The following is a 21404-nucleotide window of genomic DNA, read 5'->3' as shown; positions in this document are numbered from 1 at the left end:
TCCCATCGGTGAACAGAAGGGCGCCCTCCGATGACCTACATGCGTTGGGGAGCAGGAAGCGTGCCAGCGTCGTTAACACTTGTTCACGGGTCGGGGCTGTTAAGGTTAACAACTGGTTTACGTTGCGCCCTGGGCCGCCGCGTGGCACACCAAAAGCACTCCAGAAGCGGTCGTTTCGCGACGATCGGCAGCACTTCAGTCAAGAGTTTTAGGGGAGCAGGGGCTCGACCGGCCGTTCAGGGGAAACCTTGGACGGCTTCTTTTTTGATTCGCCCCTTTGATTCGGAGCGGGACGATTCGCCGTTTGCGGTTCCATCGGCGGTGATCTAGATGCTCGCCAGACCGAACCAGCCCAGTCGAACCAGCCCAGTCGAACCAGCATCGAGTGCGATTGCAGATGAGCGAACAGCAAAATCCGTCCGAGCCCGAACCGGCCGAGACCATGCCGCCACCGGTGCGTGAGCCGGTGTTCAATCTGCCGCCGATCGTGCTGGCGGTGATCGGCATCTGCGCGGTCGTCTACCTGCTGCAGCAATATGCGCTGAACGACGCCCAGCAGATGACGCTGCTCTATGACGGAGCTTTCATTCCCGTCCTCTATACCGGCCGGTACGGGTTCGACTGGTTTCTCTTCACGCGGCCTTTCACCTATGCCTTCATGCATGGCGGCTTTGCCCATATCGCCATCAACATGGTCTGGCTTGCCGCCTTCGGCTCGCCGCTGGCCAATCGGCTCGGCGCGCTTCGGTTCGCGTTGTTCTTTGCCGCCACGGGATTGGCTTCGGTGGCACTCTTCTGGGCGATGCATCCGTATGGAGAAGCGCCGCTGGTCGGCGCATCGGGCGCCATATCGGGCATGATGGGGGCTGCGGCGCGCTTTGGCTTCCGCACCGACCGCTCGGCCGGCAAGGCTGCTTTTGCCGGCCCGGTGCTGCCGGTCGGGGTCGTGCTGCGCTCGCGCGGCGTCGTCATCTTCCTGGCCATGTGGATGATCATCAATCTGGCCACCGGCCTTCTTGGCTTCGCGCCCGGCGTGGACGGCCAAGTCGCCTGGGAGGCCCATATCGGCGGCTTTGTCGCGGGCTTCTTCGGCCTGCGCTGGTTCGACGGGATATGGCAAGCGCCCGAATGGGAGACCTCCGACCGGGCTTGAAATGCAACCGATCACGGCGCACGATGTTCACTCTTATGTGAAAGCCGGTCAGGGCAGGAACCGGTTGGCAAAGTAGAGGAGGACGCCATGACGGTTAAGGCCATTCTCGAGCAAAAAGGCCATGACGTGTTGACGCTCGGGCCGAACGAAAAACTGAGCGAAGCCATCCGCATCCTTGCCGAGCACAGGATCGGCGCGCTGGTCATCACCAATGGCGATCGCAAGATCGTCGGCATCCTTTCGGAGCGCGACATCGTGCGCGTGGTAGCCAGGGAAGGCGGTGCCGCGCTCGATATAGCTGTGCGCTCGGCGATGACGCCGAAGGTGAAGATCTGCAACGAAAACCACACCGTCAACGAGGTGATGGAGATCATGACCAGGGGCCGCTTCCGCCATCTCCCGGTGGAAAAGGACGGCCTGCTCGATGGCATCGTATCCATCGGCGACGTGGTCAAGCGCCGCATCGAGGACGTCGAGCGCGAGGCCGAGGAAATCCGGGCCTACATCGCCACCGCCTGAGCGGTCGGCAACCGCCGGCCGGGTGCCGGCCGGCGGCACCAAGGCTACCTGTTGTCGAGTTCGGAGCGAACGAGTTCGAGCCCGAGCCTCGTGATGCGGTAGGGCCCGCCGCCGGACGACGAAACCGCCTTCTTGCGTTTCAATTTTCGAAACAGGTCGAGATCGACGCCGGGGTAATGCCAGCCGTCGCGGGTCAGGCATTTGACCGAGGCGATCCGTTTCTTGTCGTTCCTTTCGATTTCAATGCGTCCGCCCTGCGCGAGCAGGTGCAGGATGCGCTGTTCAATGCGCGAAATATCCATGTGAAGAGTTCCCGGAAAACGAAAAATACCGCCGCCGCGAAGCTTCGCGGCACGGGGTTTCAGGTTTTCTGCCCTGCCTCGTTACGAGGTCAGGGCCTCACCGGGACCGAGCGTAAGTGGACATCCACTCTCCATTGAGACGAACGGCATATAGGCGAAAGCCGTCGAAGAGGCCAGCCCACGGCTTTGCGCCCACGGCTTTGCGCTTGTCTCTTTTGGCGGTTTGCACTAGCGAAGTTGCATTAATGCACTTCAGTCCGTAGGCCACAATGAGCATCATCGACACCCGCACACCCGACGCAAAACGCCTGATATCCGGCGCCACCGGCGACTGGGAGATCATCATCGGTCTTGAGGTGCACGCACAGGTCATCTCGGAAGCAAAGCTGTTCTCCGGCGCTTCGACCGCTTTCGGTGCCGCGCCCAATGCCAATGTCAGCCTTGTCGATGCGGCAATGCCAGGCATGCTGCCCGTCATCAACGAGGAATGCGTCAAGCAGGCGATCCGCACCGGCCTGGGGTTGAAGGCGCAGATCAACCACAAGTCGGTCTTCGACCGGAAGAATTATTTCTATCCGGACCTGCCGCAGGGCTACCAGATCTCGCAGTTCAAGCAGCCGATCGTCGGCGAGGGCACGGTCATCGTCTCGGTCGGCCCCGACCGCCACGGCGAGTTCGAGGACATCGAGGTTGGCATCGAGCGCCTGCACCTGGAGCAGGATGCCGGCAAGTCGATCCACGACCAGCACCCGACCATGTCTTATGTCGACCTCAACCGCTCCGGCGTGGCGTTGATGGAGATCGTGTCGAAACCTGACATGCGCTCCGGCGATGAGGCCAAGGCCTATGTGACCAAGCTGCGGACCATCATGCGCTATCTCGGCACCTGCGACGGCAACATGGACGAAGGCTCGTTGCGCGCCGACGTCAATGTCTCTGTACGCCGGCCAGGTGGCGAATTCGGCACCCGCTGCGAAATCAAGAACATGAACTCGATCCGCTTCATCGGCCAGGCCATCGACTACGAGGCGCGCCGGCAGATCGCCATCATCGAGGATGGCGGCAGGATCGATCAGGAAACGCGGCTGTTCGACGCCGTCAAGGGCGAGACGCGCTCGATGCGCTCAAAGGAAGAGGCGCACGACTATCGCTACTTCCCCGATCCCGACCTTCTGCCGCTGGAATTCGACCAGGCCTATGTCGATAGGCTGGCCAAGGAATTGCCGGAACTGCCCGACGACAAGAAGCTGCGGCTGATCTCCTCGCTCGGCCTCTCGACCTACGACGCCGCGATCCTGGTGTCGGAAAAGCCGATCGCCGATTATTTCGAGAAGGTGGCGGCCGGTCGCGACGGCAAGCTCGCCGCCAACTGGGTCATCAACGATCTGCTGGGTGCTCTCAACAAGGCCGGCAAGGACATTGAATCCGCTCCGGTTTCGCCCGACCAGCTCGGCGCCGTCATCGATCTGATCAAGGAAGGCACCATCTCCGGCAAGATCGCCAAGGACCTGTTCGAGATCGTCTGGAACGAGGGCGGCGATCCGCGCCAGTTGGTCGAAAGCCGTGGCATGAAGCAGGTCACCGACACCGGGGCCATCGAGAAGGCGGTCGACGAGGTGATCGCGGCCAATCCCGACAAGGTCGAGCAGGCTCGCGCCAAGCCCACCATGGCCGGCTGGTTCGTCGGCCAGGTGATGAAGGCGACTGGCGGCAAGGCCAATCCGCAGGCCGTCAACGACCTCGTCAAGGCCAAGCTGGGCATCGAGTAAAAGCATGTTCGTTCGCACCGCCGGGGATCGCGACCTCGCAGCCGTCCGAGCGTTGCTGGTCGAGACCTGGCATGCGACGTATGACGCCATCTATGGCGCGGAACGGGTCACCGAAATCACCAATGAATGGCACTCCATCGCCTCGTTGAAAGCCAGGCTGGTAAAGCCGAGCAGCGAGTTCCTCGTTGCCGATGACGGCAAGCGCATTGGCGGCATGGCGTTTGCCGAAGCCGTCGATGGCGGCGGCGTGGTCATGCTCAGGCAGCTCTATGTGCTTCCCTCGCTGCAGGGCCGCGGTATCGGCGGCATGCTCCTCGACGAGATCATCGAGAGTTTTCCGGAAGCTCACCGCATTCGGCTCGAAGTGGAAGAGAAGAACACCCGCGCCGTTGCCTTTTATCAGGCCAACGGCTTCGTCCAGATCGGCCGCACCGAGAATTGCGGCTCCGCCAGCTCTGCCATCCCGGCGCTGATCTATGAACGGGTACTTGCCGCCTGAGCACCGTGGCGGCGTGATCACCTTCGCGCGAGCGCGCGTCGCGGGATCTGTTTTCGTTTGACGGCCCTGGTGTCCGGCACCAAAGCTGCCTAGGCCGACCCGTGTGAAGCCGGAATAAACCGACACACGCGGGATGGCTTTGGGGGGAACCATGCCAAGTCTGCCGGAACTGATGCCGACCGAGGTGTCGGACGAAACCTTTGGTGGCGTCACCTATCACATAGCGGGTGAACTGGTGCCCGTGCTTTCCGTCGACGTGACGCGGATGCCTGTCTATTTCGAGCACCACATCCTGCTGTGGAAGAATTCCACAATCACCATCGGCCTGAAATCGCTGAAGGGCGCGCTGAAGCGCATGATGGCCGGCATGCAAATCTTCGTCACCGAGGCGTCGGGGGCGGGCATCATCGCCTTCAGCCGTGATGGGCCGGGTCACATCGTACCGATTCACCTGCGGCGAGGCGAGGAGATACAGGTCCGCGAGCACCAGTTTCTGGCCGCCACCGGCAATGTCGACTACACGTTCGAGCGTGTACGCGGCCTGGCGACGATGCTGTTCGGCCAGAGCGGCTTCTTCATCGACCGGTTTCGCGGCGATACCGGTGACGGCATCGTCTGGCTGCACGGCTATGGCAACGTTTTTGAAAAGACGCTAGCTCCGGGCGAGATCATAGACATCGAGCCCGGCGGCTGGCTGTTCAAGGATGCCTCTGTCAGGATGGAGACCAAGATCGACCGGCTGTCGAGCGGCTTCTTCGGTGCCAACTTGAATTTCATCGTCAATCGGTTCACCGGGCCGGGCAGGGTCGGCATACAGTCGATGTACCTGCATATGCCGACCGAGGAGTAGGCTGGGAGCCAGAAGCCAGACGGATGAAAGCCTGGCCAGCGCGAACGCGGCGGTGACTTGTCAGCGGATCGCCTCCCCGTGCCCTGGCATCGGCAGCGGCGGGCCTTCGACCTTGATTGAGAATGCTAACGCCGATCAGGCGGCGGGAACTTCCACATTGTCGATCAGCCTGGTTTTTCCCAGCCAGCCGGCGGCGAGAACGCGGCCCGCGCGGTCGCGCCGCCATGGCGTGAGTGTCAGGCTTTCGCGGGCTTCGACATAATCCACCTTCTGGAAGCCGGTCGCGACCAAGACGCGGCCTGCTTCGGCGATCGTTTCCTCCTGTCCTGCGCCCGCCGCCAGCGCAGCAGCTGCCTTGCGCAGAATGACGTTGAATTGGCGAGCGATCTGGAGTTCGGCTTCATCGAGATAGGCGTTGCGTGACGACATGGCGAGGCCATGCGCGTCGCGTATGGTCGGCGCGCCGATGATCTCGACGGGCAGGTCGAGGTCGCGGCAAAGCTGCCTGACGACGCAAAGCTGCTGGTAATCCTTTTCGCCAAAGATGGCGAAGTCGGGTGCGGCCTGCAGGAGAAGCTTGGCCACCACCGTGGCGACGCCGTCGAAAAAGGTGGGGCGAAAGTCCGTTTCGAGCCCGGCTGACGGGCCGCCTACCGAGATCTTCGTGGCAAAGCCTGCGCGATACATCTCGCTGACACCGGGCGTGAAGGCAAGGTCGGCTTTGACTGCGGCCAGCATGTCGAGGTCGCGGGCCAACTGGCGCGGGTACTTGTCGAGATCCTCGGTCGGTGCGAACTGCGTCGGGTTGACGAAGATCGACACCACGCAACGATCAGCCCTTTCGAGAGCGATCTTGACCAGAGAAAGATGCCCTTCATGCAAGGCGCCCATGGTCGGCACCATGGCGATGCGTTGTCCGTCGCGACGCCAGTCGCGGATTCGCGCGCGAAGCGCGGCAACGCTATCGACGACGTGGGGCCGGCTCACGCGTCATCCCCGCCGTTGGTTTTTGAAAAGACGTGGGCGGGCCCGGGGAAAACGCGATCCCGCACCTCCGATGCGTAGCGCTCCGCGGCATGCGTGATCACGCTGCGCAGGTCGGCGTATTGCTTGACGAATTTAGGCACGCGGTCGACCGTCAGCCCGACCATGTCGTCGACGACCAGGATCTGGCCGTCGCAATCGCCGCTGGCGCCGATGCCGATGGTTGGAATGGCTATGCGGCGGGTGATGTCGGCGGCGACCGTCTCGATCGTGCCTTCGATGACCACCGAGAACGCGCCGGCCTTCTCGACCGCCAGCGCGTCGGCGATCAGGGCGGCTACAGTCTCGTCCGTGCGGCCCTTGATCTTGTAGCCGCCATCCTTTTTCACCGATTGAGGCTGCAGGCCGATATGGCCCATGACCGGGATATCGGCGGCCACGATCGCGGCAATCTGACGAGCCATGTCGACGCCGCCTTCGAGCTTCACCGCCTGGCAGCCGGTCTCGCCGACGATGCGCCGTGCCGAGGCCAGGGCTTGCACGGCGGACCCCTCATAGCTGCCGGCCGGCATGTCGACGACCACGCAGGCCCGGGCCGAGCCCCTCATCACGGCTTGGCCGTGCGCGATCATCATCTCCAGCGAGGCGCCCAGTGTCGTCTCGTGGCCATGCACGACCATGGCGACGCTGTCGCCGACCAGGAGCAGGTCGACATGGGGATCGAGCAGGCGGGCGATCGGATAGGTGTAGGCGGTGAGGCAGACGATCGGCGTGCCGCCCTTGCGGCGGCGAATCAGATCGGCGCCGACGCGAATATCGGTGGTCGGCAATTGCGTGGCCAATCGTCGCCTCCTTCAGCCCCAGCGGGACAGGATTTTCGCATGGGCGCGCAGAGCTTTAGAAAGAGCGGCAAGGCTTGGCAAGCGCGCATCCGGTCACCCCCCGGGGATCACAGGCTGTTGTCGGGTCCCTGGCGCGCCATTTGCGCGCTCCCCGCGGCAAAACCCTTGCCTTCCCGAAGGCCTGACGCCATAAGCAGGAAACAGGCGCCGCCAGCGCGAGGGTTCTGAGATGAAGACTTTCCTGACGCAGTTTTTCACCTGGTGGAACAGCCAGACGCTGGGAACGCGCCTGCACACATGGCGCTACGGCAAGAGGGTCGGCCAGGACGAGGCCGGCAATGTCTATTACGAAGGCGGTATCGATTCGGAAGGCCGCACGCGTCGCTGGGTCATCTACCGCAACTATTCGGAAGCTTCGGCCATTCCGCCGGGCTGGCACGGCTGGATTCACCATCGTGTCGATATCGCTCCCCCCAGCGATGACTACCGGCCGCGCGACTGGCAAAAGCCGCATTTACCCAATCTGACCGGCACGCCATCGGCCTATCGTCCGAAGGGCTCGGTGCTGACCAATCAACACCGCCCGCAGGTCACCGGCGACTACGACGCCTGGACGCCGGGCTCGTAACGGCGCGAGTTGCAAAGGTAAGGTGCAGGCCGGTCCTTTATCGCCACAATTGGTGTTTAGCTGCTTGCTGATCAGAAAACGGCGACTAGCCTTGGCGATCGACGGAATCACCTGGGCGCGAACCACCGGTACCCCTGCATGAGCTTTTTCAACCCGATATCGACGGGCGGCCTGACGTTAGCAGCCAGCCTCGCCGTCAGCACCATCGCCTTTGCGGCTTCACCCGCGCCCGCCGCCCCGGCGCCGGCGGCGCCCGCGGGATCGGATCGCATCACCAACCCGGTCGCCGAGTTCGCCGGCATCGACAAGATCACCGGCCGCATCATCACCTTCGATGTCTATATCGACGAGACGGTGCAGTTCGGCGCCCTGCAGGTAACGCCGCGCGTCTGCTATTCCCGGCCGCAGAACGAACAGCCGAAAACCGATTCTTTCGTCGAGGTCGACGAGATCACGCTCGACCGCAAGATCCGCCGTATCTTCACCGGTTGGATGTTTGCGGAAAGTCCGGGGCTCAACGCCGTCGAACATGCCGTCTATGACGTCTGGCTGAAGGAGTGCAAGCAGAAGTCGGATGTGCCGGCGCCCGATGTTGGCAAGAGTGGCTCGACCAAGGCCGATGGGGCGAAAGCCGACGCGTCGAAGCCAGCCGCGACCAAGCCAAAGCCCCCGGTCGCTCCGGACGCGGCACAGCCCGACGACGCCGTGGAACCGGCTACGACGGACACCAACTGATCTCTTGGAACCGCCATGGCTGGCGCGCGTTGGACCATCACCGCGCGTTGAGGATACGCCAATGTCGGACAGCAAGCGGATCATGGCCAACAAGGCCGAGTTGCTGGAGCTCGAAAAGGGGTTCTGGACGGGCGACACTGCCTATTATGCTGCCAATGTCGACACCGAATGCCTTGTGGCATTTCCACAGTTGGCACAGGCCATGGACAATGCCGATCTGGCCAAGACCGCAGCCAAACCCAACCGCTGGCGCGACCTCGACATCAAACTCAAGGGAATAATCGAACCCGGCAGCGATATCGTCATGCTGACCTATGAAGCGCATGCGACGCGCGAAAATGGCGAGCCCTATGCGGCGCTGGTCAGCACCGGCTACGTCCATCGCGTCAACGGCTGGAAGATGATGTTCCACGCGCAGACGCCGTTCGAGGCGTCGCCCAAGTAGGGCCTGATCCTACGGAAAAAAAACCGCTTCGCCTTTCAGCGCGTCTGCCAGCATCTTTTCATATTTGCCGCGCGGCACGTCGACCGCGCCGAAGCGCTTGAGGTGCTCTGTCGTGAACTGCGTATCGAGCAGCGCGAAGCCGCGTGCCTTCAGGCGCTCGACGAGATTCACCAGGCAGGTCTTCGACGCGTCCGTCTCTTTGGAAAACATGCTTTCGCCGAAGAACACCCGTCCGAGCGAGACGCCATAGAGGCCGCCGACCATACGCCCCTCGCGCCAGGCCTCGACCGAGTGGCAAAGACCCATGCGGTGCAGTTGCACATAGGCTTCGCGGATCGGCGCATTGATCCAGGTAGAGCGGCGCTCCTCGCGTTTTTCGGCACAGCCATCGATCGTCGCCTCGAAATCGAAATCGAAACGGATTTCGAACGGGTGCCTGCGGATCGTCTTCTTCAGGCTTTTGGGTGTGTGAAAATCGTCGAGCGGAATGATGCCGCGCGTCTCCGGCCGCACCCAGAAGACCTCCGGGTCACCAGCACTTTCGGCCATGGGGAAGACGCCCGAGGCGTATGCCTTGAGCAGAAGGTCGGTCGGGATGCGATAGCCTGGCGCGTAGGGACGGGTCATCGCGTCATTATAGCGGCAAGTTGAGGCTATTCGCCCCTGGCCAGATATTTTTCCAGCCAGTGGATGTCGTAGTCGCCATTGGCGATGTCGGCATTGCCGACGAGATCGCGAAACAGCGGCAACGTCGTCTTGATCCCGTCGACGACGAATTCGTCGAGCGCCCGCCGCAGCCGCATCATGCATTCGACGCGGTTGCGGCCATGCACGATCAGCTTGCCGATCAGGCTGTCATAGTAGGGTGGGATCTTGTAGCCCGAATAGACGCCGGAATCGACGCGGATGCCGAGGCCGCCTGGCGTGTGAAAATGCGTGATGGTGCCGGGCGAGGGGGTGAAGGTGCGCGGATCCTCGGCGTTGATGCGGCATTCGATGGCATGGCCGTTGAACTTGATGTCTTCCTGCTTGACCGAAAGGCCGCCGCCGGACGCGACGCGGATCTGCTCGTGGACCAGATCGATGCCGGTGATCGCTTCCGTCACCGGATGCTCGACCTGCAGGCGCGTGTTCATCTCAATGAAATAGAACTCGCCGTTCTCGTACAGAAACTCGATGGTGCCGGCGCCCGAATAGCCGAGATCGGCGATCGCCTTTGCGCAGATGCCGCCGATGCGGGACCGCTCCTCGGCGTTGAGCGCCGGCGAATTGGCCTCTTCCCAGACTTTCTGGTGGCGCCGCTGCAGCGAGCAGTCGCGCTCGCCGAAATGCACGCCGCCGCCGAAGCCGTCGCCAAACACCTGCACCTCGATGTGGCGCGGTTTCTCCAGGTATTTCTCGATGTAGACCGCGTCGTCGCCGAAGGCCGCGCCCGCTTCCGAGCGTGCCGTCTGCAGTGCGATTTCGAGGTCTGCCTCCGTATGCGCTACTTTCATGCCGCGTCCGCCGCCGCCGGCCGACGCCTTGATGATAACGGGATAGCCGATCTCGGCGGCGATGCGCCTGGCTTCCTTCTCCTCGGTCACCGCACCGTCGGAGCCGGGCACAACCGGAATGCCGAGGCGCTTTGCCGTGCGCTTGGCCTCGATCTTGTCGCCCATGATGCGAATGTGGTCGCCGGACGGGCCGATGAAGGTGATGTTGTGCGCCGCCAAAATGTCGGCGAACTTGGCGTTCTCCGACAGGAAGCCATAGCCCGGATGCACGGCGTCGGCGCCGGTAATCTCACAGGCCGCGACGATCTGGTGGATGTTGAGATAGCTGTCGCGCGACGGCGGCGGACCGATGCACACGCTTTCGTCGGCGAGCCTGACATGCATGGCGTCAGCGTCGGCGGTCGAATGCACCACCACCGTCTGGATGCCAAGTTCCTTGCAGGCGCGCAGCACCCGGAGCGCGATTTCGCCGCGATTGGCGATGAGGATCTTCTGGAACATCAGGTCCGCTCTATTCGATCACGACGAGCGGCATGCCGTATTCCACCGGCGTCGCGTCCTCGAACAGGATCGCCGTCACCGTGCCCGCGCGCGGCGAGGGGATCTGGTTCATCGTCTTCATCGCCTCGATGATCAGCAGCGTCTGGCCTTCCTTGATCTTCTGGCCGACCTCGATGAACGGCTTTGCGTCGGGCGACGGCGCCAGATAGGCGGTGCCGACCATGGGCGAGGTCACCGCGTTTTTCGACACGTCGACCGCCGCCGGGGCGGCCGCGGGCTGGGTTGCCGTTGGTGCATAGGTGGGCTGCGGGGCCGCAATCGCGTGAACGGCGGGCGCCTGCCGCGACACCCGTACCTTCAGGTCGCCGAGTTCCACCTCAATCTCTGTCAGATTGGTGTCGTTCAGTATGCCCGCCAGATCGCGGATCAGTTGCTGGTCAACACCGGTCTTCTTTATCGACATTTTCGAGCCTTCTGTTTGTTGGCCGGTCATAGGCGTGCGGCGAGCGCTTGCAGCGCCAGCGTGTAGCCGAGCGGCCCAAAGCCACAGATCATGCCGACAGCGACCGGCGCGACCATGGAGACGTGGCGGAACGGTTCCCGCGCGTGAATGTTGGAAAGGTGAACTTCGGCAACCGGCAATGGCGCGATCGAACGGATGGCGTCGTGGATTGCGATCGAGGTATGGCTATAGGCGCCTGGGTTGATGACGATGCCGGCGGCTTTGTCGCCGGCCTCCTGGATCCAGTCGACGAGATCGCCCTCATGGTTCGACTGACGGAAATCGATCTCGATCCCAAGCGACGCACCTGCCTGCTTGCAGTCGTCGGCGATGGCGGCAAGCGTCTTGCCGCCATAGATGCCCGGCTCGCGCTTGCCGAGCGCGTTGAGATTGGGACCGTTCAGGACAAAAACCGTTTTCAAAAAAACCGACCTTTTCCGGCGCCAGCATCAAGCCGGCGCGCTGGGCCTCTATACCGGGCATAGTCGCCCGCGGAAAGAGCGCAAGTGCGTTCTTTCACTGTCCACAACAGGCCGAAATGCGCCCGTGAAGAAAACCGCTTGCCGCTCAAAGCGCGGCTTTCGCCGCCTCGATCTTTTCGGCAAGCACTTCCTGCCCGAGCGCCCCGAACACGACCTCGTTGCCGACGACGTAGGACGGGGTTCCGGTGATCTGCAGTTTGTTGGCAAGATCGTAAGTTTTGGTGAAGGCCTCGGTGATCGATGGGTCCTTCATCTTCTCGTGCAATGCCGCCTCGTCGGCGCCGAGCGAAAGCGCGATCTTGATCGCGGTTGCCTCGGTGGCGCGCCCCTGGCCGCCGAGCAGCGCATTGTGGAACTCGCCGTATTTCTCCGGCATCATCAGGTGAAACGCCATCGAGACGACGCTCGCCTTCTGCGAATCCGGGCCGAGGATCGGGAATTCCTTGAGCACGAAACGCAGGTCCGGATCGGACTTGGTAAGCGCCCGCATGTCCTCGATGGCGCGTTTGCAGAAGCCGCAATTGTAGTCGTAGAACTCGACGATCGTGACCTTGCCGTTCGGGTTGCCGACGACGCCGTCGAAGGTGGAATTGAAGATCTGGTCCTTGGCGTTCTTGATGACGCCCAGTGCCGCGAGCCGCTGTTCCTCCTTCTGCTTGGCCTCGAGCGCGTCCTGCACTTCCAGCAGCACTTCCGGATTCTTCAGGAGATAGTCGCGGATGATTCCCTCGACCTCGGTGCGGTCGATTTTGGTATCGGCTGCCGTCTGGACAGGCTGAGCCGTCTGGACAGGCTGAGCCGTCTGGACAGCCTGTGCCGTTCCGGCCTTCGCAACCTGCGGACTGCCGGCCACAAAACCGAAAGCCAGCATGGCAAGGGCGACCGCAACCCCCGTGGTGCCCAGCAGCAGTGCCTTTTTCATCGTTGTCGTTCCTTCTGCCTGTTTTCCGGTCTGGCTGTGTCGCAGCACGCGGCCGGAGGGTTCATGAGATTACTGGCTCTTGCCTGACGATTTGTAGTTTATGATGTCCTGGGCGCGTATCCAGCGCGGCTCGCCGCGCTTCATCTGCTGTTGCGCCCGCATGGCGAAGATCTTGGCATCCTTGTAGTTGCCGGAATAGAAATGGCCTTCGGCGGTGGCAAGCTCCGCGCCCGGTATGTCTCCCAGCTCCCCGTAAGCCTGCGCCAGATAGCGATATCCGGTGGAGTTTTCCTTGTCGCGGCCCAGGCCATTGTTGATCTGCACGACAGCTTTCTTCAGCGAGTCTGGCGTGCCGACCGCCATCAGCGCCTGGCCAAGCGAGACAGGCAGCAGGCCGGACCGTGCCGGGTCGAGGCTGACCGCTTTGGAATAAGCGTCGGCAGCATCCGCGGGCTTGTTGGCTTTCATCAGAATATCGCCGAGCAGCTCCTGGAAGTAGGCATTCTTGGGCTGCGCCTTGATCAGGGCGTTGGTCTTGGTGAGCGCCGCGGCGATGTTGCCGTAGAGATAGGCCGACTGGGCATCGCCATACAGCGCCGCCATGCTGCCCCGCATCTTTTGCATCAGCCGCGTAGCGGCGGCCTGGCCTTCCATGTAGACGGCAATCTTCACCCGCATCATGTCGTGGCGCTGCTGCAGTGCCGGCGCGTCGATCTTGTCGACATTGGGGCTCTGTTTGACCAGCACCTCGAGGTTGGCGATACGGTCCTGCGGCATCGGGTGGCTGATCCGGTAGGGATCGACCTGCGCGCCCGACAGCGATAGCGCGGTCTGGAAGCGGTGGAAGGTCTTCAGCATGCCCATGCCGGACTGGCCGGTGGCATTGAGATAGGTGATGGCCGAGCGGTCGGCCGTGATTTCCTCGGTGCGCTGGTAAGCGAGGATGCTGCGCTGCGCCATCTCGCCGCCGCCGGCCGCCACGCCCATGCCGGCGCCGGCAAGGCCGCGGCTGTTCGTGGTCGCACCGGCAACGATCGCGCCGGCACCGAGCAAGGTGGCGATGATGGCCATGGTCTTGGCGCGTTCGAGCTGGTCGCGCAGCTTCTGCTGGTGGCCGCCGGCGATATGCCCGGCTTCGTGTGCGATGACGCCGATGATTTCGTTCGGCGTCTCAGCCGTCATCAACGCGCCGGTGTTGATGAACAACCGGCGCCCGGTGACGAAGGCGTTGAAGCTGGAATCGTTGACCAGCACGATGTCGATGCCGTCATTCGCCAGCCCGGCGGCCCTGAAGATCGGCCGTGCATAATCGCGCACCAGGGCTTCGATCTCGGCGTCGCGGACCACTGGCACGCCTTGGGCGAAGGCGGTCTGCGAACCGGCAACCGCAACCGCGGCGGCAAGCGAAACCGTCGCGAAGACACGCGCTGCCCGGGCAATCGTCGATCTGGGTCGGCTCAACATAATGTGTCCACTGGTAGACGAGCGGGCGAAAGATGAAAAGTCGGCGCCTGAAAAACTTCCTCAACTTGTGATCCTCACATCAATCGGGCATTTGTGCGGCGCATGCGTCAGGACCTGGCGCGCTCAATCCTCGGGACAGGGGTAAAAATGGTCGTTTCGCTCTCCCATCGCGGCAATGTCGAGCCGTTCCACGCCATGGATGTGCTGGCCGAAGCGAACCGGCTGAAGGTCCTGGGCATACCGGTGATTTCCATGGCGGTCGGCCAGCCATCCGATCCAGCGCCCGTACGGGTTCGCGCCGCCGCCGCCAAGGCGCTGGAGGTTGGACGCATAGGCTATACCGACACCTTGGGTCTGGCCTCGCTGCGCAAGGCGATCGCCGGGCATTACGCGGATCATTATGGCCTCGATGTCGACCCCGGCCGGATCGCGGTGACCACCGGATCGTCGGCGGCCTTCAATCTCGCCTTCCTGGCGATGTTCGATCCGGGCGACCGGGTCGCCATCGCCGCGCCCGGCTACCCCGCCTATCGCAACATCATGGCAGCCCTTGGCATCGACGTGGTCGAAATCGAGCTCGGCGACGCGGCTTATCTGCACGCTGGCCATCTGGAAGCCGCGCATCGCGAGGCGCCGCTGAAGGGTGTGCTGTTTGCAAGTCCGGCCAATCCGACGGGCGCCGTCATCCCAGCCGACGAGCTGGCGACGCTGATCACCACGGCGGAATCGCTCGGCATCGCCGTCATTTCCGATGAGATCTACCATCGGCTGGCCTATGGCGCCCCCGACACCACGGCACTCGCCTTCAGCGGCAGCGTGACGGTTATCAACTCCTTCTCGAAATACTACTGCATGACCGGCTGGCGCATCGGCTGGATGGTTTTGCCGGAAGAACTCGTGCGGCCGGTCGAGCGCATCGCCCAGAGCCTCTACATCTCGCCGCCGGAGCTGTCGCAGATTGCGGCGATCGAGGCTTTTGCCGCAACCGAGGAACTGGAGGCGGTGAAGGGACGCTATGCCTGGAATCGCGAGCTCTTGATGAAGCGTTTGCCGGAGCTGGGTTTTCCCCTGGCGGCGCCCATGGATGGCGCCTTCTATGCCTTTTGCGATGTCACCCGGCACAGCAATGACAGCATGGTCTTCGCCCGCAGGATGCTGGCCGAGGCGCATGTTGCAGCGACACCCGGCCGCGATTTCGACACTAGGGCGGGGCATCGCACGATGCGGTTTTCCTATGCTGGCAGCCACGACGACATGGTCGAGGCGATGGCGCGCATCGAACGCTGGTTGAGGTAGCGTCATGCCGGAAGTCGAACAGGCCCCCAAACTTGATCAAGCATTGGCGGAAGTCGCGGCGGAAATGGCGGAACGCACCGATCGCGGCGATGTCGCGACCTATATTCCCCAACTGGGCAAGGTCGACCCGAAGAAATTCGGCATCGCGGCCGTTACCAATGATGGCCGCACGCTCGTGGCCGGCGATGCCGACCAGGCGTTTTCGATCCAGAGCATCTCGAAGGTGTTCACGCTGACGCTGGCGCTCGGCAATGTCGGCGATGCGCTGTGGAAGCGGGTGGGGCGCGAGCCCTCCGGCAACCCGTTCAACTCGATTGTCCAGCTCGAGCATGAGAACGGCATTCCGCGCAATCCGTTCATCAATGCCGGTGCCATCGTCATTTCCGACATCCTGCTTGCCGGTCACCAGCCGCGCGAGGCGATCGGCGAGATACTGCGCTTCATCCAGTTCCTCGCCGACGACGAGACGATCATCATCGATCGCGAGGTCGCGGCTTCCGAACGTGCCACTGGTTACCGCAATTTCGCGCTCGCCAACTACATGAAATCCTTCGGCAATCTCCATCATGCGCCGGAACTGGCGCTGGGCGTCTACTTCCACCATTGCGCCATTGCCATGAGCTGCCGGCAATTGGCAATGGCCGGCCGCTTCCTCGCCAATGGCGGCAAGAACCCGGCGACCGGGCATTCCGTGGTGTCGGCGGAGCGGGCGCGGCGCATCGGCGCCATGATGCTGACCTGCGGCCACTATGACGGCTCTGGCGATTTTGCTTTCCGCGTCGGCATCCCCGGCAAGAGCGGCGTCGGCGGCGGCATATTGGGCATCGTGCCGGGTGTCGCCTCGCTCGCCGTCTGGTCGCCCGGCCTCAACGCCAACGGCAATTCCAAGCTGGGGTCGATCGCGCTGGAAAAGCTCGCCAGGATGATGAACTGGTCGATCTTCGCGCCGTAGAAACGTGACCTGCCGATAAGAAAAATCCCGCGCCGTTCATTTCGATCGGCGCGGGATTTTTTGTCAAAGATTCAATTCAACGATTTGAAAAGCTTAGAAAAAGCCTTTCCGCTGCCACCAGCCGGCACGCTTCGGCTTTTCTTCGGTCTTGACTTCAGGCTCATCGGCGACGGTCGAGGAAACCACCGGTACGACAGGCGTATCAGCGGCTGCCGCCTTGCGGCGCGATGGCCGGGCCTTCGGCGTCTCCTCGGCGGCCGCTGCCTCGTCCGATGCCGTGGCTGGCGTTTCGGCGGATGCCTGCACGGCCAGTTCCGCGGTCGGCTCCTCGGCGACGGCTTCGGCGGCCGCCTTCTTCGGCTTGGCTGCGCGACGCGGCTTCTTGGGCTTCTCGGTGCTTGGCACCTCGTCGCTCACGGTAGCCGCGGGTTGTTCGACGGCGGTGGCAGCCACCGGCTCGATCGACGCAGGCTCGCTTAGCGAAGCGTCCGCTTCGGCGGGCTCGGTCGTTTCGCCGGCTTCCGCCTCGGTCTCGCCTTCACCGTCTTCGCGACGGTTGCGCTTGCCGCCGCGCTTGCCGCGCCGACGCTTCTTGCCCTGGCCATCGTCGGGCGCTTCCGCCGTTTCGACGGTCCCGGTTGCGGCGACCGCAGCCTCGTCGTCTACCTCGGCATCGCCATGGTCCGCCGCGCCTTCCGACGCGGAGAAACCGTCATCGGACGTGGCGAGGGAAGCGCCGTCGGTTGGGGCGCCATGCTCGCGGTCGCGGTCCTTGCCGCCACGCCGCCTGCGACGCTTGCGGCGTTTGCGATCGCGGCCTTCGCCGTCCTCGCCGGATTTGGGCTGCTGATGCTGCGGCTGTTGGGCGTGGCGCGGCTGTTCGGCCTGGGCCGGCGCCTCGTCTTCCTCCTCGGCGACGATGATCTCGTCCTCGGGCTCTTCCGGCTCGACATAGGCCGGCAGGCTGCGCACCTCGACGAAACCTTCCGGCTTTTCGGCCAGCGCGCCGCGGAAGATCGCGTAGTGCTGGGCACCGACCGCATCGTCTGCCTCGATGGTGATCGTCAGGCCGAAGCGGCTTTCCAGTTCCACCAGCGTGCCGCGCTTGTGGTTCAGCACGTAGAGCGCGGTCGCGGCCGGCGTGCGCACCGTGATGTGGCTTCGCGAATCCTTGAGCAGGAACTCCTCGATTGCCCGTACCACCATCAGCGCCACCGACGAATCGGACCTGACATGGCCGGTGCCGCCGCAATGCGGGCACGGCTTCATGGTCGATTCCAGCACGCTGGCGCGGATGCGCTGACGCGACATCTCCATCAGGCCGAAATGCGAGATGCGGCCGACCTGAATGCGAGCACGATCGTTCTTGAGGTGATCCTTCAGCCGCTTCTCGACGGAGCGGTTGTTGCGGTTCTCCTCCATGTCGATGAAGTCGATGACGATCAGGCCGGCAAGGTCGCGCAGCCTGAGCTGGCGGGCGACTTCCTCGGCCGCTTCCAGATTGGTGTGGAGCGCGGTGTCCTCGATCGAGTGCTCCTTGGTGGAACGGCCCGAATTGACGTCGATGGCGACCAGCGCTTCGGTCTGGTTGATGATGATGTAGCCGCCGCTCTTCAGCGTCACTTGCGGCTGCAGCATGCGGTCGAGCTGCGCTTCGATGCCGTTGCGCACGAAGATCGGCGTCGTGTCGCGGAACGGCTGAACCACCTTGGCGTGGCTCGGCATCAGCATGCGCATGAAATCCTTGGCCTCGCGATAGCCCTCTTCGCCGGAGACGAGAATCTCGTCGATGTCCTTGTTGTAGAGGTCGCGCACCGAGCGCTTGATCAGGCTTCCTTCCTCATAGACGAGAGCAGGGGCCGTGGACTGGAGCGTGAGATTGCGCACGTTCTCCCACAGCCGCATCAGATATTCGTAGTCGCGCTTGATCTCAGCCTTGGTGCGGCTCTCGCCGGCGGTGCGCAGGATGACCCCCATGCCTTGCGGCACTTCGAGATCGGCGACGACCTCCTTGAGGCGCTTGCGGTCGACCGCGCTGGTGATCTTGCGCGAAATACCGCCGCCGCGCGCAGTGTTCGGCATCAGAACGGAATAGCGGCCGGCGAGCGACAGATAGGTGGTGAGCGCCGCGCCCTTGTTGCCGCGCTCTTCCTTGACGACCTGCACCAGCAGGATCTGCCGGCGCTTGATCACTTCCTGGATCTTGTACTGGCGGCGCACCGGCTTGCGGCGATTGCGCACTTCCTCGAGCGCGTCCTCGGCGCCGACCGATTCGATCTCATGATCGTCCGGATGGGAAGAGGATACTTCCTCCAGCATGCCGCGATCATTGTCGGTGGAGGTGGCTTCGCTGCCCTGTTCGGCATGCGGGATGGGCTCGGAAATCACATCGCCTTCGACGGAGGCGGCGATCGACTTGGGAGGGCCGTCGTTGGTCTCGCCTTTATCCTGTTCGGAAGAAACCTCGTCCTGTTCGGGTGCGTCGGCGTATTCCGAGGCGTCGGATGCGTGTTCCGTGGTCCCGGAAACGTCGGCCATGTTCTCGGCGATAACGTCCGGGCCATTGTCATCCGGGCCATTGTCGTTGTTTTCGTCTGCCTCGCCGGCGGCTTCGCTTGCCTCGCCGGATTCGGCCGTGCCGGCATCGCGCCTGTTTTCACCACGGTCGCGGGGCTTGCCGCCGCGCCGGCGACCGCGCCGTCCACGATCCCGGCTCTGGCGATCGTCGCCTTCGCCGTCCTCGTTCTCTTCGTCCTCGGCCTCCTGCGCTTCCGCGCGCAGCAGTGCCTGACGGTCGGCGACCGGAATCTGGTAGTAATCGGGGTGTATTTCACTGAAGGCGAGAAAACCGTGACGGTTGCCGCCATATTCGACAAAGGCTGCCTGAAGGGAGGGTTCGACGCGCGTTACACGGGCGAGATAGATATTTCCTTTGAGCTGCTTCTTGTCCTGGGATTCAAAGTCGAATTCTTCGATACGGTTACCGCGTACGACGACTACGCGTGTTTCCTCCGGGTGGGAGGCGTCTATCAGCATTTTGTTGGGCATTATTTCGTTTCCTCCCGGCAGCCGTCAGCCGCAGCTTGCAAGGCAAAGCCCGCTGCTGCGTTTCTGGTGTGTGGGTGCCGGATGTCTGAATGTCCGCCGGACGCTGCCTGCGTGTCATGGCGGTGCCGCCCGCAGCCATATTGGCGCGGTTTGATGCGGACCTTTCCATGATTGCGCTTGAACCCATCGTCACCAGCAGAACCTTTTGAACCAAAGCCCGGAAACCGGACCAGCTTGTTTGCTCATACAGAGCCGGCGCGGGAACAAACCCGGGCCGTTTTCCTCACGCAGGCGATTCCCCCGCCACGGGAGCACACCTGCGAAATTCGTCGCAATCACCTGAAGCCTTTTCGCGTGAAGCGAAAGGAGCCGCCTTTCATCTGACCCTGTAGCAGGAAGCTGCGGAGGAGGGCGGTTCCAGGATTGCAGTGATCCACCATCGCTTTTATGATTTGGCGGGTTGGAAGGCAACCCCGATTTCCGATGCCGGCAAAAAGCAGTTCCGTAGCGTAAGCCTGGCCCCGTCCTTGCGTGAAAAGGCTTGGTTAACCTTCTCTGGATACCAATCGTTAATCGAGCTCGCGGCCTAACCGGCATGTTGACGAAACGAACCGGCGCCTGGCGCCAAACCGGGAGCGACTGGAAGAAAGATGGGACTGGCGGACTTCACAGACAAGGGATGTCGTGTTGGCGGCCAGGTTCTCCGTGCCTTCTGTCTCCTGCTGCTGGTGGCGATTTCCCAAGTCTTTTCCCCTGTAGCCCTTTCCATGGTTGCCAATGCGGCCGACGCTCCGCTCATGGCCAAGGGCTACAAAATGGCCGGCGATGCCACCAAGATGCGCATCGTCATGGATTTCGATCGCGAGCCTGACATCAAATGGTTCCTGCTGCGCGGACCCAATCGCCTTGTCATCGATCTTGCGAACACCCGATTTGCCATCGATGCCAAGGATCTGAAGCCGCGTGGCCTGGTCAAGGGCGTGCGGCTCGGCGAGCTCGGCGAGGGCGTCTCGCGTCTGATCCTCACCGGCAAGGGGCCGTTCGCCGTCGACAAGCTCGATGTGCTCAAGAACGAGGACGGAACCGGCTACCGCCTCGCCGTCGACATGTCGGCGGCCTCCGAACGTGAGTTCGACGCCGCTCTTGCCAATCAGGCGCTGACGACCGGTTCCACGGTTTCGACCGACAAGGGCGGCCGGGTCGGAACCGGGCCTGTCTCCAATCCAGGCCACCGATTCACCGTCGTCATCGACCCCGGCCACGGCGGCATAGACGGCGGTGCCGAAGGTTTGAACGGCACCATCGAGAAGAACGTCACGCTGGCCTTTGCCACGGAGCTGCGCGACAAACTCGCGGCAGCCGGCCGATACGATGTCTTCATGACCCGGGATACCGACGAATATCTGCGTCTGGACGACCGCGTCCGCATTGCCCGCCAGCATGAGGCCGATCTTCTGATTTCGATTCATGCCGACACGATCAGCGTCAAGGGCATCCGCGGCGCCACCGTCTATACCGTCTCCGACAAGGCCTCCGATCCGGAAGCGCAGGCGCTGGCCGACCGTGAAAACCTGTCCGACCAGTTCGCCGGCATGGTCATCAAGAACGACAGCAAGGAAGTGACCGACATCCTGATCGACCTGATCCGGCGCGAGACGCACACCTTCTCGATGAGTTTTGCCCACACATTGGTCGGTCAGCTGTCGACCAGCGTCGGCCTTATCAACAATCCGCAGCGTTCGGCCGGGTTCAAGGTGCTGAAGGCCCCCGACGTGCCGTCCGTGCTGGTCGAGCTCGGCTATCTCTCCAATGCCAAGGACGAGGCGCAACTGCTTGACGCCGAGTGGCGCGGCAAGGCAGCGCAAAGCATCACCAATGCCGTGGCATTGTTCGCTTCCGCGCGTGCCGGGGCTGGAACCGGAGGTTGACAATGCCCGGCGGCGCCTGCAACCAGAGGCGGCGTTGCGCGATGACAACACCCTGCGCTTTTATTTCGGGCTTGCGGCTGCGAAATC

General features: G+C 62.9%; 21 protein-coding genes. 11 read left to right on the top strand and 10 right to left on the bottom strand.

The genetic code is table 11. From position 1 onward, the window contains the following. Window positions 1–397: 397 nt before the first annotated feature. Window positions 398–1153, top strand: coding sequence for a rhomboid family intramembrane serine protease (locus FJ943_RS07720; RefSeq protein WP_140665519.1), 756 nt, complete (start codon window positions 398–400; stop codon window positions 1151–1153). Window positions 1154–1240: 87 nt separating this feature from the next. After that, window positions 1241–1672: a CBS domain-containing protein gene (locus FJ943_RS07715; RefSeq protein ID WP_015318050.1), complete on the top strand. Its 432-nt coding sequence runs from the start codon at window positions 1241–1243 to the stop codon at window positions 1670–1672. A 44-nt stretch (window positions 1673–1716) separates the two neighbouring features. On the opposite strand, the gene FJ943_RS07710 is transcribed toward FJ943_RS07715, so the two are convergent. Beyond that, entirely contained in the window at window positions 1717–1974 is a 258-nt protein-coding gene (locus FJ943_RS07710; protein ID WP_140617242.1) for a YjhX family toxin, read from the bottom strand. A gap of 269 nt (window positions 1975–2243) precedes the next feature. Here FJ943_RS07710 and gatB point away from each other — a divergent pair, with 269 nt between their 5' ends. From gatB to FJ943_RS07695, 3 genes are all read left to right on the top strand, one after another. After that, window positions 2244–3743 carry an Asp-tRNA(Asn)/Glu-tRNA(Gln) amidotransferase subunit GatB gene (gene gatB, locus FJ943_RS07705; protein ID WP_140720576.1) on the top strand — a complete coding sequence of 500 codons (1500 nt, stop codon included), beginning with the start codon at window positions 2244–2246 and terminating at the stop codon, window positions 3741–3743. Between the two features lie 4 nt (window positions 3744–3747). Further along, a complete protein-coding gene (locus tag FJ943_RS07700; RefSeq protein ID WP_140720574.1) occupies window positions 3748–4242 on the top strand; it encodes a GNAT family N-acetyltransferase in 495 nt (164 codons plus the stop codon). Window positions 4243–4393: 151 nt separating this feature from the next. Continuing rightward, window positions 4394–5092, top strand: a complete 699-nt coding sequence (locus FJ943_RS07695) for an AIM24 family protein (protein WP_140616931.1) — start codon at window positions 4394–4396, stop codon at window positions 5090–5092. A 135-nt stretch (window positions 5093–5227) separates the two neighbouring features. Here the strand turns inward: FJ943_RS07695 and panC are convergent, their stop codons facing one another. Beyond that, window positions 5228–6079 carry a pantoate--beta-alanine ligase gene (gene panC, locus FJ943_RS07690; protein WP_140720572.1) on the bottom strand — a complete coding sequence of 284 codons (852 nt, stop codon included), beginning with the start codon at window positions 6077–6079 and terminating at the stop codon, window positions 5228–5230. Continuing rightward, window positions 6076–6918 carry a 3-methyl-2-oxobutanoate hydroxymethyltransferase gene (gene panB, locus FJ943_RS07685; RefSeq protein WP_140717337.1) on the bottom strand — a complete coding sequence of 281 codons (843 nt, stop codon included), beginning with the start codon at window positions 6916–6918 and terminating at the stop codon, window positions 6076–6078. Before panB ends, panC begins: the two co-directional genes overlap by 4 nt. A gap of 229 nt (window positions 6919–7147) precedes the next feature. Between panB and FJ943_RS07680 the strand changes: the two genes are divergently transcribed. The 3 genes from FJ943_RS07680 (at window position 7148) to FJ943_RS07670 (ending at window position 8726) form a co-directional block, all read left to right on the top strand. Next, a complete protein-coding gene (locus FJ943_RS07680) occupies window positions 7148–7546 on the top strand; it encodes an NADH:ubiquinone oxidoreductase subunit NDUFA12 (protein WP_015318043.1) in 399 nt (132 codons plus the stop codon). A 138-nt stretch (window positions 7547–7684) separates the two neighbouring features. Further along, complete coding sequence (locus FJ943_RS07675) at window positions 7685–8281, top strand: DUF2155 domain-containing protein (RefSeq protein ID WP_140720570.1); 597 nt, start codon at window positions 7685–7687, stop codon at window positions 8279–8281. Between the two features lie 61 nt (window positions 8282–8342). Continuing rightward, window positions 8343–8726, top strand: coding sequence for a hypothetical protein (locus tag FJ943_RS07670; protein ID WP_140720568.1), 384 nt, complete (start codon window positions 8343–8345; stop codon window positions 8724–8726). Between the two features lie 9 nt (window positions 8727–8735). On the opposite strand, the gene aat is transcribed toward FJ943_RS07670, so the two are convergent. The 6 genes from aat to FJ943_RS07640 all read right to left on the bottom strand — a co-directional run bounded on the left by aat (window position 8736) and on the right by FJ943_RS07640 (window position 14093). After that, window positions 8736–9353, bottom strand: coding sequence for a leucyl/phenylalanyl-tRNA--protein transferase (gene aat / locus FJ943_RS07665; protein WP_140720567.1), 618 nt, complete (start codon window positions 9351–9353; stop codon window positions 8736–8738). Window positions 9354–9379: 26 nt separating this feature from the next. Continuing rightward, window positions 9380–10723, bottom strand: coding sequence for an acetyl-CoA carboxylase biotin carboxylase subunit (gene accC, locus FJ943_RS07660; RefSeq protein ID WP_140720565.1), 1344 nt, complete (start codon window positions 10721–10723; stop codon window positions 9380–9382). A gap of 10 nt (window positions 10724–10733) precedes the next feature. Continuing rightward, a complete protein-coding gene (accB, locus tag FJ943_RS07655) occupies window positions 10734–11186 on the bottom strand; it encodes an acetyl-CoA carboxylase biotin carboxyl carrier protein (protein WP_015318038.1) in 453 nt (150 codons plus the stop codon). A 26-nt stretch (window positions 11187–11212) separates the two neighbouring features. Continuing rightward, complete coding sequence (gene aroQ / locus FJ943_RS07650; RefSeq protein ID WP_015318037.1) at window positions 11213–11647, bottom strand: type II 3-dehydroquinate dehydratase; 435 nt, start codon at window positions 11645–11647, stop codon at window positions 11213–11215. A gap of 145 nt (window positions 11648–11792) precedes the next feature. Continuing rightward, window positions 11793–12629: a DsbA family protein gene (locus FJ943_RS07645; protein WP_140720563.1), complete on the bottom strand. Its 837-nt coding sequence runs from the start codon at window positions 12627–12629 to the stop codon at window positions 11793–11795. Window positions 12630–12698: 69 nt separating this feature from the next. Next, a complete protein-coding gene (locus FJ943_RS07640) occupies window positions 12699–14093 on the bottom strand; it encodes a M48 family metalloprotease (RefSeq protein ID WP_015318035.1) in 1395 nt (464 codons plus the stop codon). A gap of 147 nt (window positions 14094–14240) precedes the next feature. Here FJ943_RS07640 and FJ943_RS07635 point away from each other — a divergent pair, with 147 nt between their 5' ends. Beyond that, the gene (locus FJ943_RS07635) at window positions 14241–15389 is read left to right on the top strand and encodes an aminotransferase class I/II-fold pyridoxal phosphate-dependent enzyme (protein WP_140720561.1); all 1149 of its coding nucleotides are present in this window, start codon (window positions 14241–14243) and stop codon (window positions 15387–15389) included. A gap of 4 nt (window positions 15390–15393) precedes the next feature. Beyond that, on the top strand, window positions 15394–16341 hold the full coding sequence (locus FJ943_RS07630) for a glutaminase (RefSeq protein ID WP_015318033.1): 948 nt from the start codon (window positions 15394–15396) through the stop codon (window positions 16339–16341). Between the two features lie 93 nt (window positions 16342–16434). Here the strand turns inward: FJ943_RS07630 and FJ943_RS07625 are convergent, their stop codons facing one another. Continuing rightward, window positions 16435–19389: a ribonuclease E/G gene (locus tag FJ943_RS07625; RefSeq protein ID WP_140720559.1), complete on the bottom strand. Its 2955-nt coding sequence runs from the start codon at window positions 19387–19389 to the stop codon at window positions 16435–16437. 650 nt (window positions 19390–20039) lie between these two features. Between FJ943_RS07625 and FJ943_RS07620 the strand changes: the two genes are divergently transcribed. Beyond that, on the top strand, window positions 20040–21317 hold the full coding sequence (locus FJ943_RS07620) for an N-acetylmuramoyl-L-alanine amidase (RefSeq protein ID WP_140720557.1): 1278 nt from the start codon (window positions 20040–20042) through the stop codon (window positions 21315–21317). The last annotated feature ends 87 nt before the right edge of the window (window positions 21318–21404 follow it).

Origin of the sequence: Mesorhizobium sp. B2-3-10 (assembly GCF_006442275.1) — a bacterium.
In the GTDB taxonomy this organism is placed as follows: domain Bacteria; phylum Pseudomonadota; class Alphaproteobacteria; order Rhizobiales; family Rhizobiaceae; genus Mesorhizobium; species Mesorhizobium australicum.
Note: the sequence above shows the minus strand (reverse complement) of the source record. Positions and strands in the feature narration are given on the sequence as shown.

Bases quoted from the DNA above. Each gene is read 5' to 3' on its own strand.
- FJ943_RS07620 (WP_140720557.1), top strand. From the start codon at position 20,040: ATGGGACTGGCGGACTTCACAGACAAGGGATGTCGTGTTGGCGGCCAG.
- FJ943_RS07640 (WP_015318035.1), bottom strand. From the start codon at position 14,093: ATGTTGAGCCGACCCAGATCGACGATTGCCCGGGCAGCGCGTGTCTTC.
- FJ943_RS07700 (WP_140720574.1), top strand. From the start codon at position 3,748: ATGTTCGTTCGCACCGCCGGGGATCGCGACCTCGCAGCCGTCCGAGCG.
- FJ943_RS07710 (WP_140617242.1), bottom strand. From the start codon at position 1,974: ATGGATATTTCGCGCATTGAACAGCGCATCCTGCACCTGCTCGCGCAG.
- accC (WP_140720565.1), bottom strand. From the start codon at position 10,723: ATGTTCCAGAAGATCCTCATCGCCAATCGCGGCGAAATCGCGCTCCGG.
- FJ943_RS07635 (WP_140720561.1), top strand. From the start codon at position 14,241: ATGGTCGTTTCGCTCTCCCATCGCGGCAATGTCGAGCCGTTCCACGCC.
- FJ943_RS07715 (WP_015318050.1), top strand. From the start codon at position 1,241: ATGACGGTTAAGGCCATTCTCGAGCAAAAAGGCCATGACGTGTTGACG.
- FJ943_RS07695 (WP_140616931.1), top strand. From the start codon at position 4,394: ATGCCAAGTCTGCCGGAACTGATGCCGACCGAGGTGTCGGACGAAACC.
- gatB (WP_140720576.1), top strand. From the start codon at position 2,244: ATGAGCATCATCGACACCCGCACACCCGACGCAAAACGCCTGATATCC.
- accB (WP_015318038.1), bottom strand. From the start codon at position 11,186: ATGTCGATAAAGAAGACCGGTGTTGACCAGCAACTGATCCGCGATCTG.
- aat (WP_140720567.1), bottom strand. From the start codon at position 9,353: ATGACCCGTCCCTACGCGCCAGGCTATCGCATCCCGACCGACCTTCTG.
- FJ943_RS07625 (WP_140720559.1), bottom strand. From the start codon at position 19,389: ATGCCCAACAAAATGCTGATAGACGCCTCCCACCCGGAGGAAACACGC.
- FJ943_RS07645 (WP_140720563.1), bottom strand. From the start codon at position 12,629: ATGAAAAAGGCACTGCTGCTGGGCACCACGGGGGTTGCGGTCGCCCTT.
- FJ943_RS07720 (WP_140665519.1), top strand. From the start codon at position 398: ATGAGCGAACAGCAAAATCCGTCCGAGCCCGAACCGGCCGAGACCATG.
- FJ943_RS07680 (WP_015318043.1), top strand. From the start codon at position 7,148: ATGAAGACTTTCCTGACGCAGTTTTTCACCTGGTGGAACAGCCAGACG.
- FJ943_RS07675 (WP_140720570.1), top strand. From the start codon at position 7,685: ATGAGCTTTTTCAACCCGATATCGACGGGCGGCCTGACGTTAGCAGCC.
- FJ943_RS07630 (WP_015318033.1), top strand. From the start codon at position 15,394: ATGCCGGAAGTCGAACAGGCCCCCAAACTTGATCAAGCATTGGCGGAA.
- FJ943_RS07670 (WP_140720568.1), top strand. From the start codon at position 8,343: ATGTCGGACAGCAAGCGGATCATGGCCAACAAGGCCGAGTTGCTGGAG.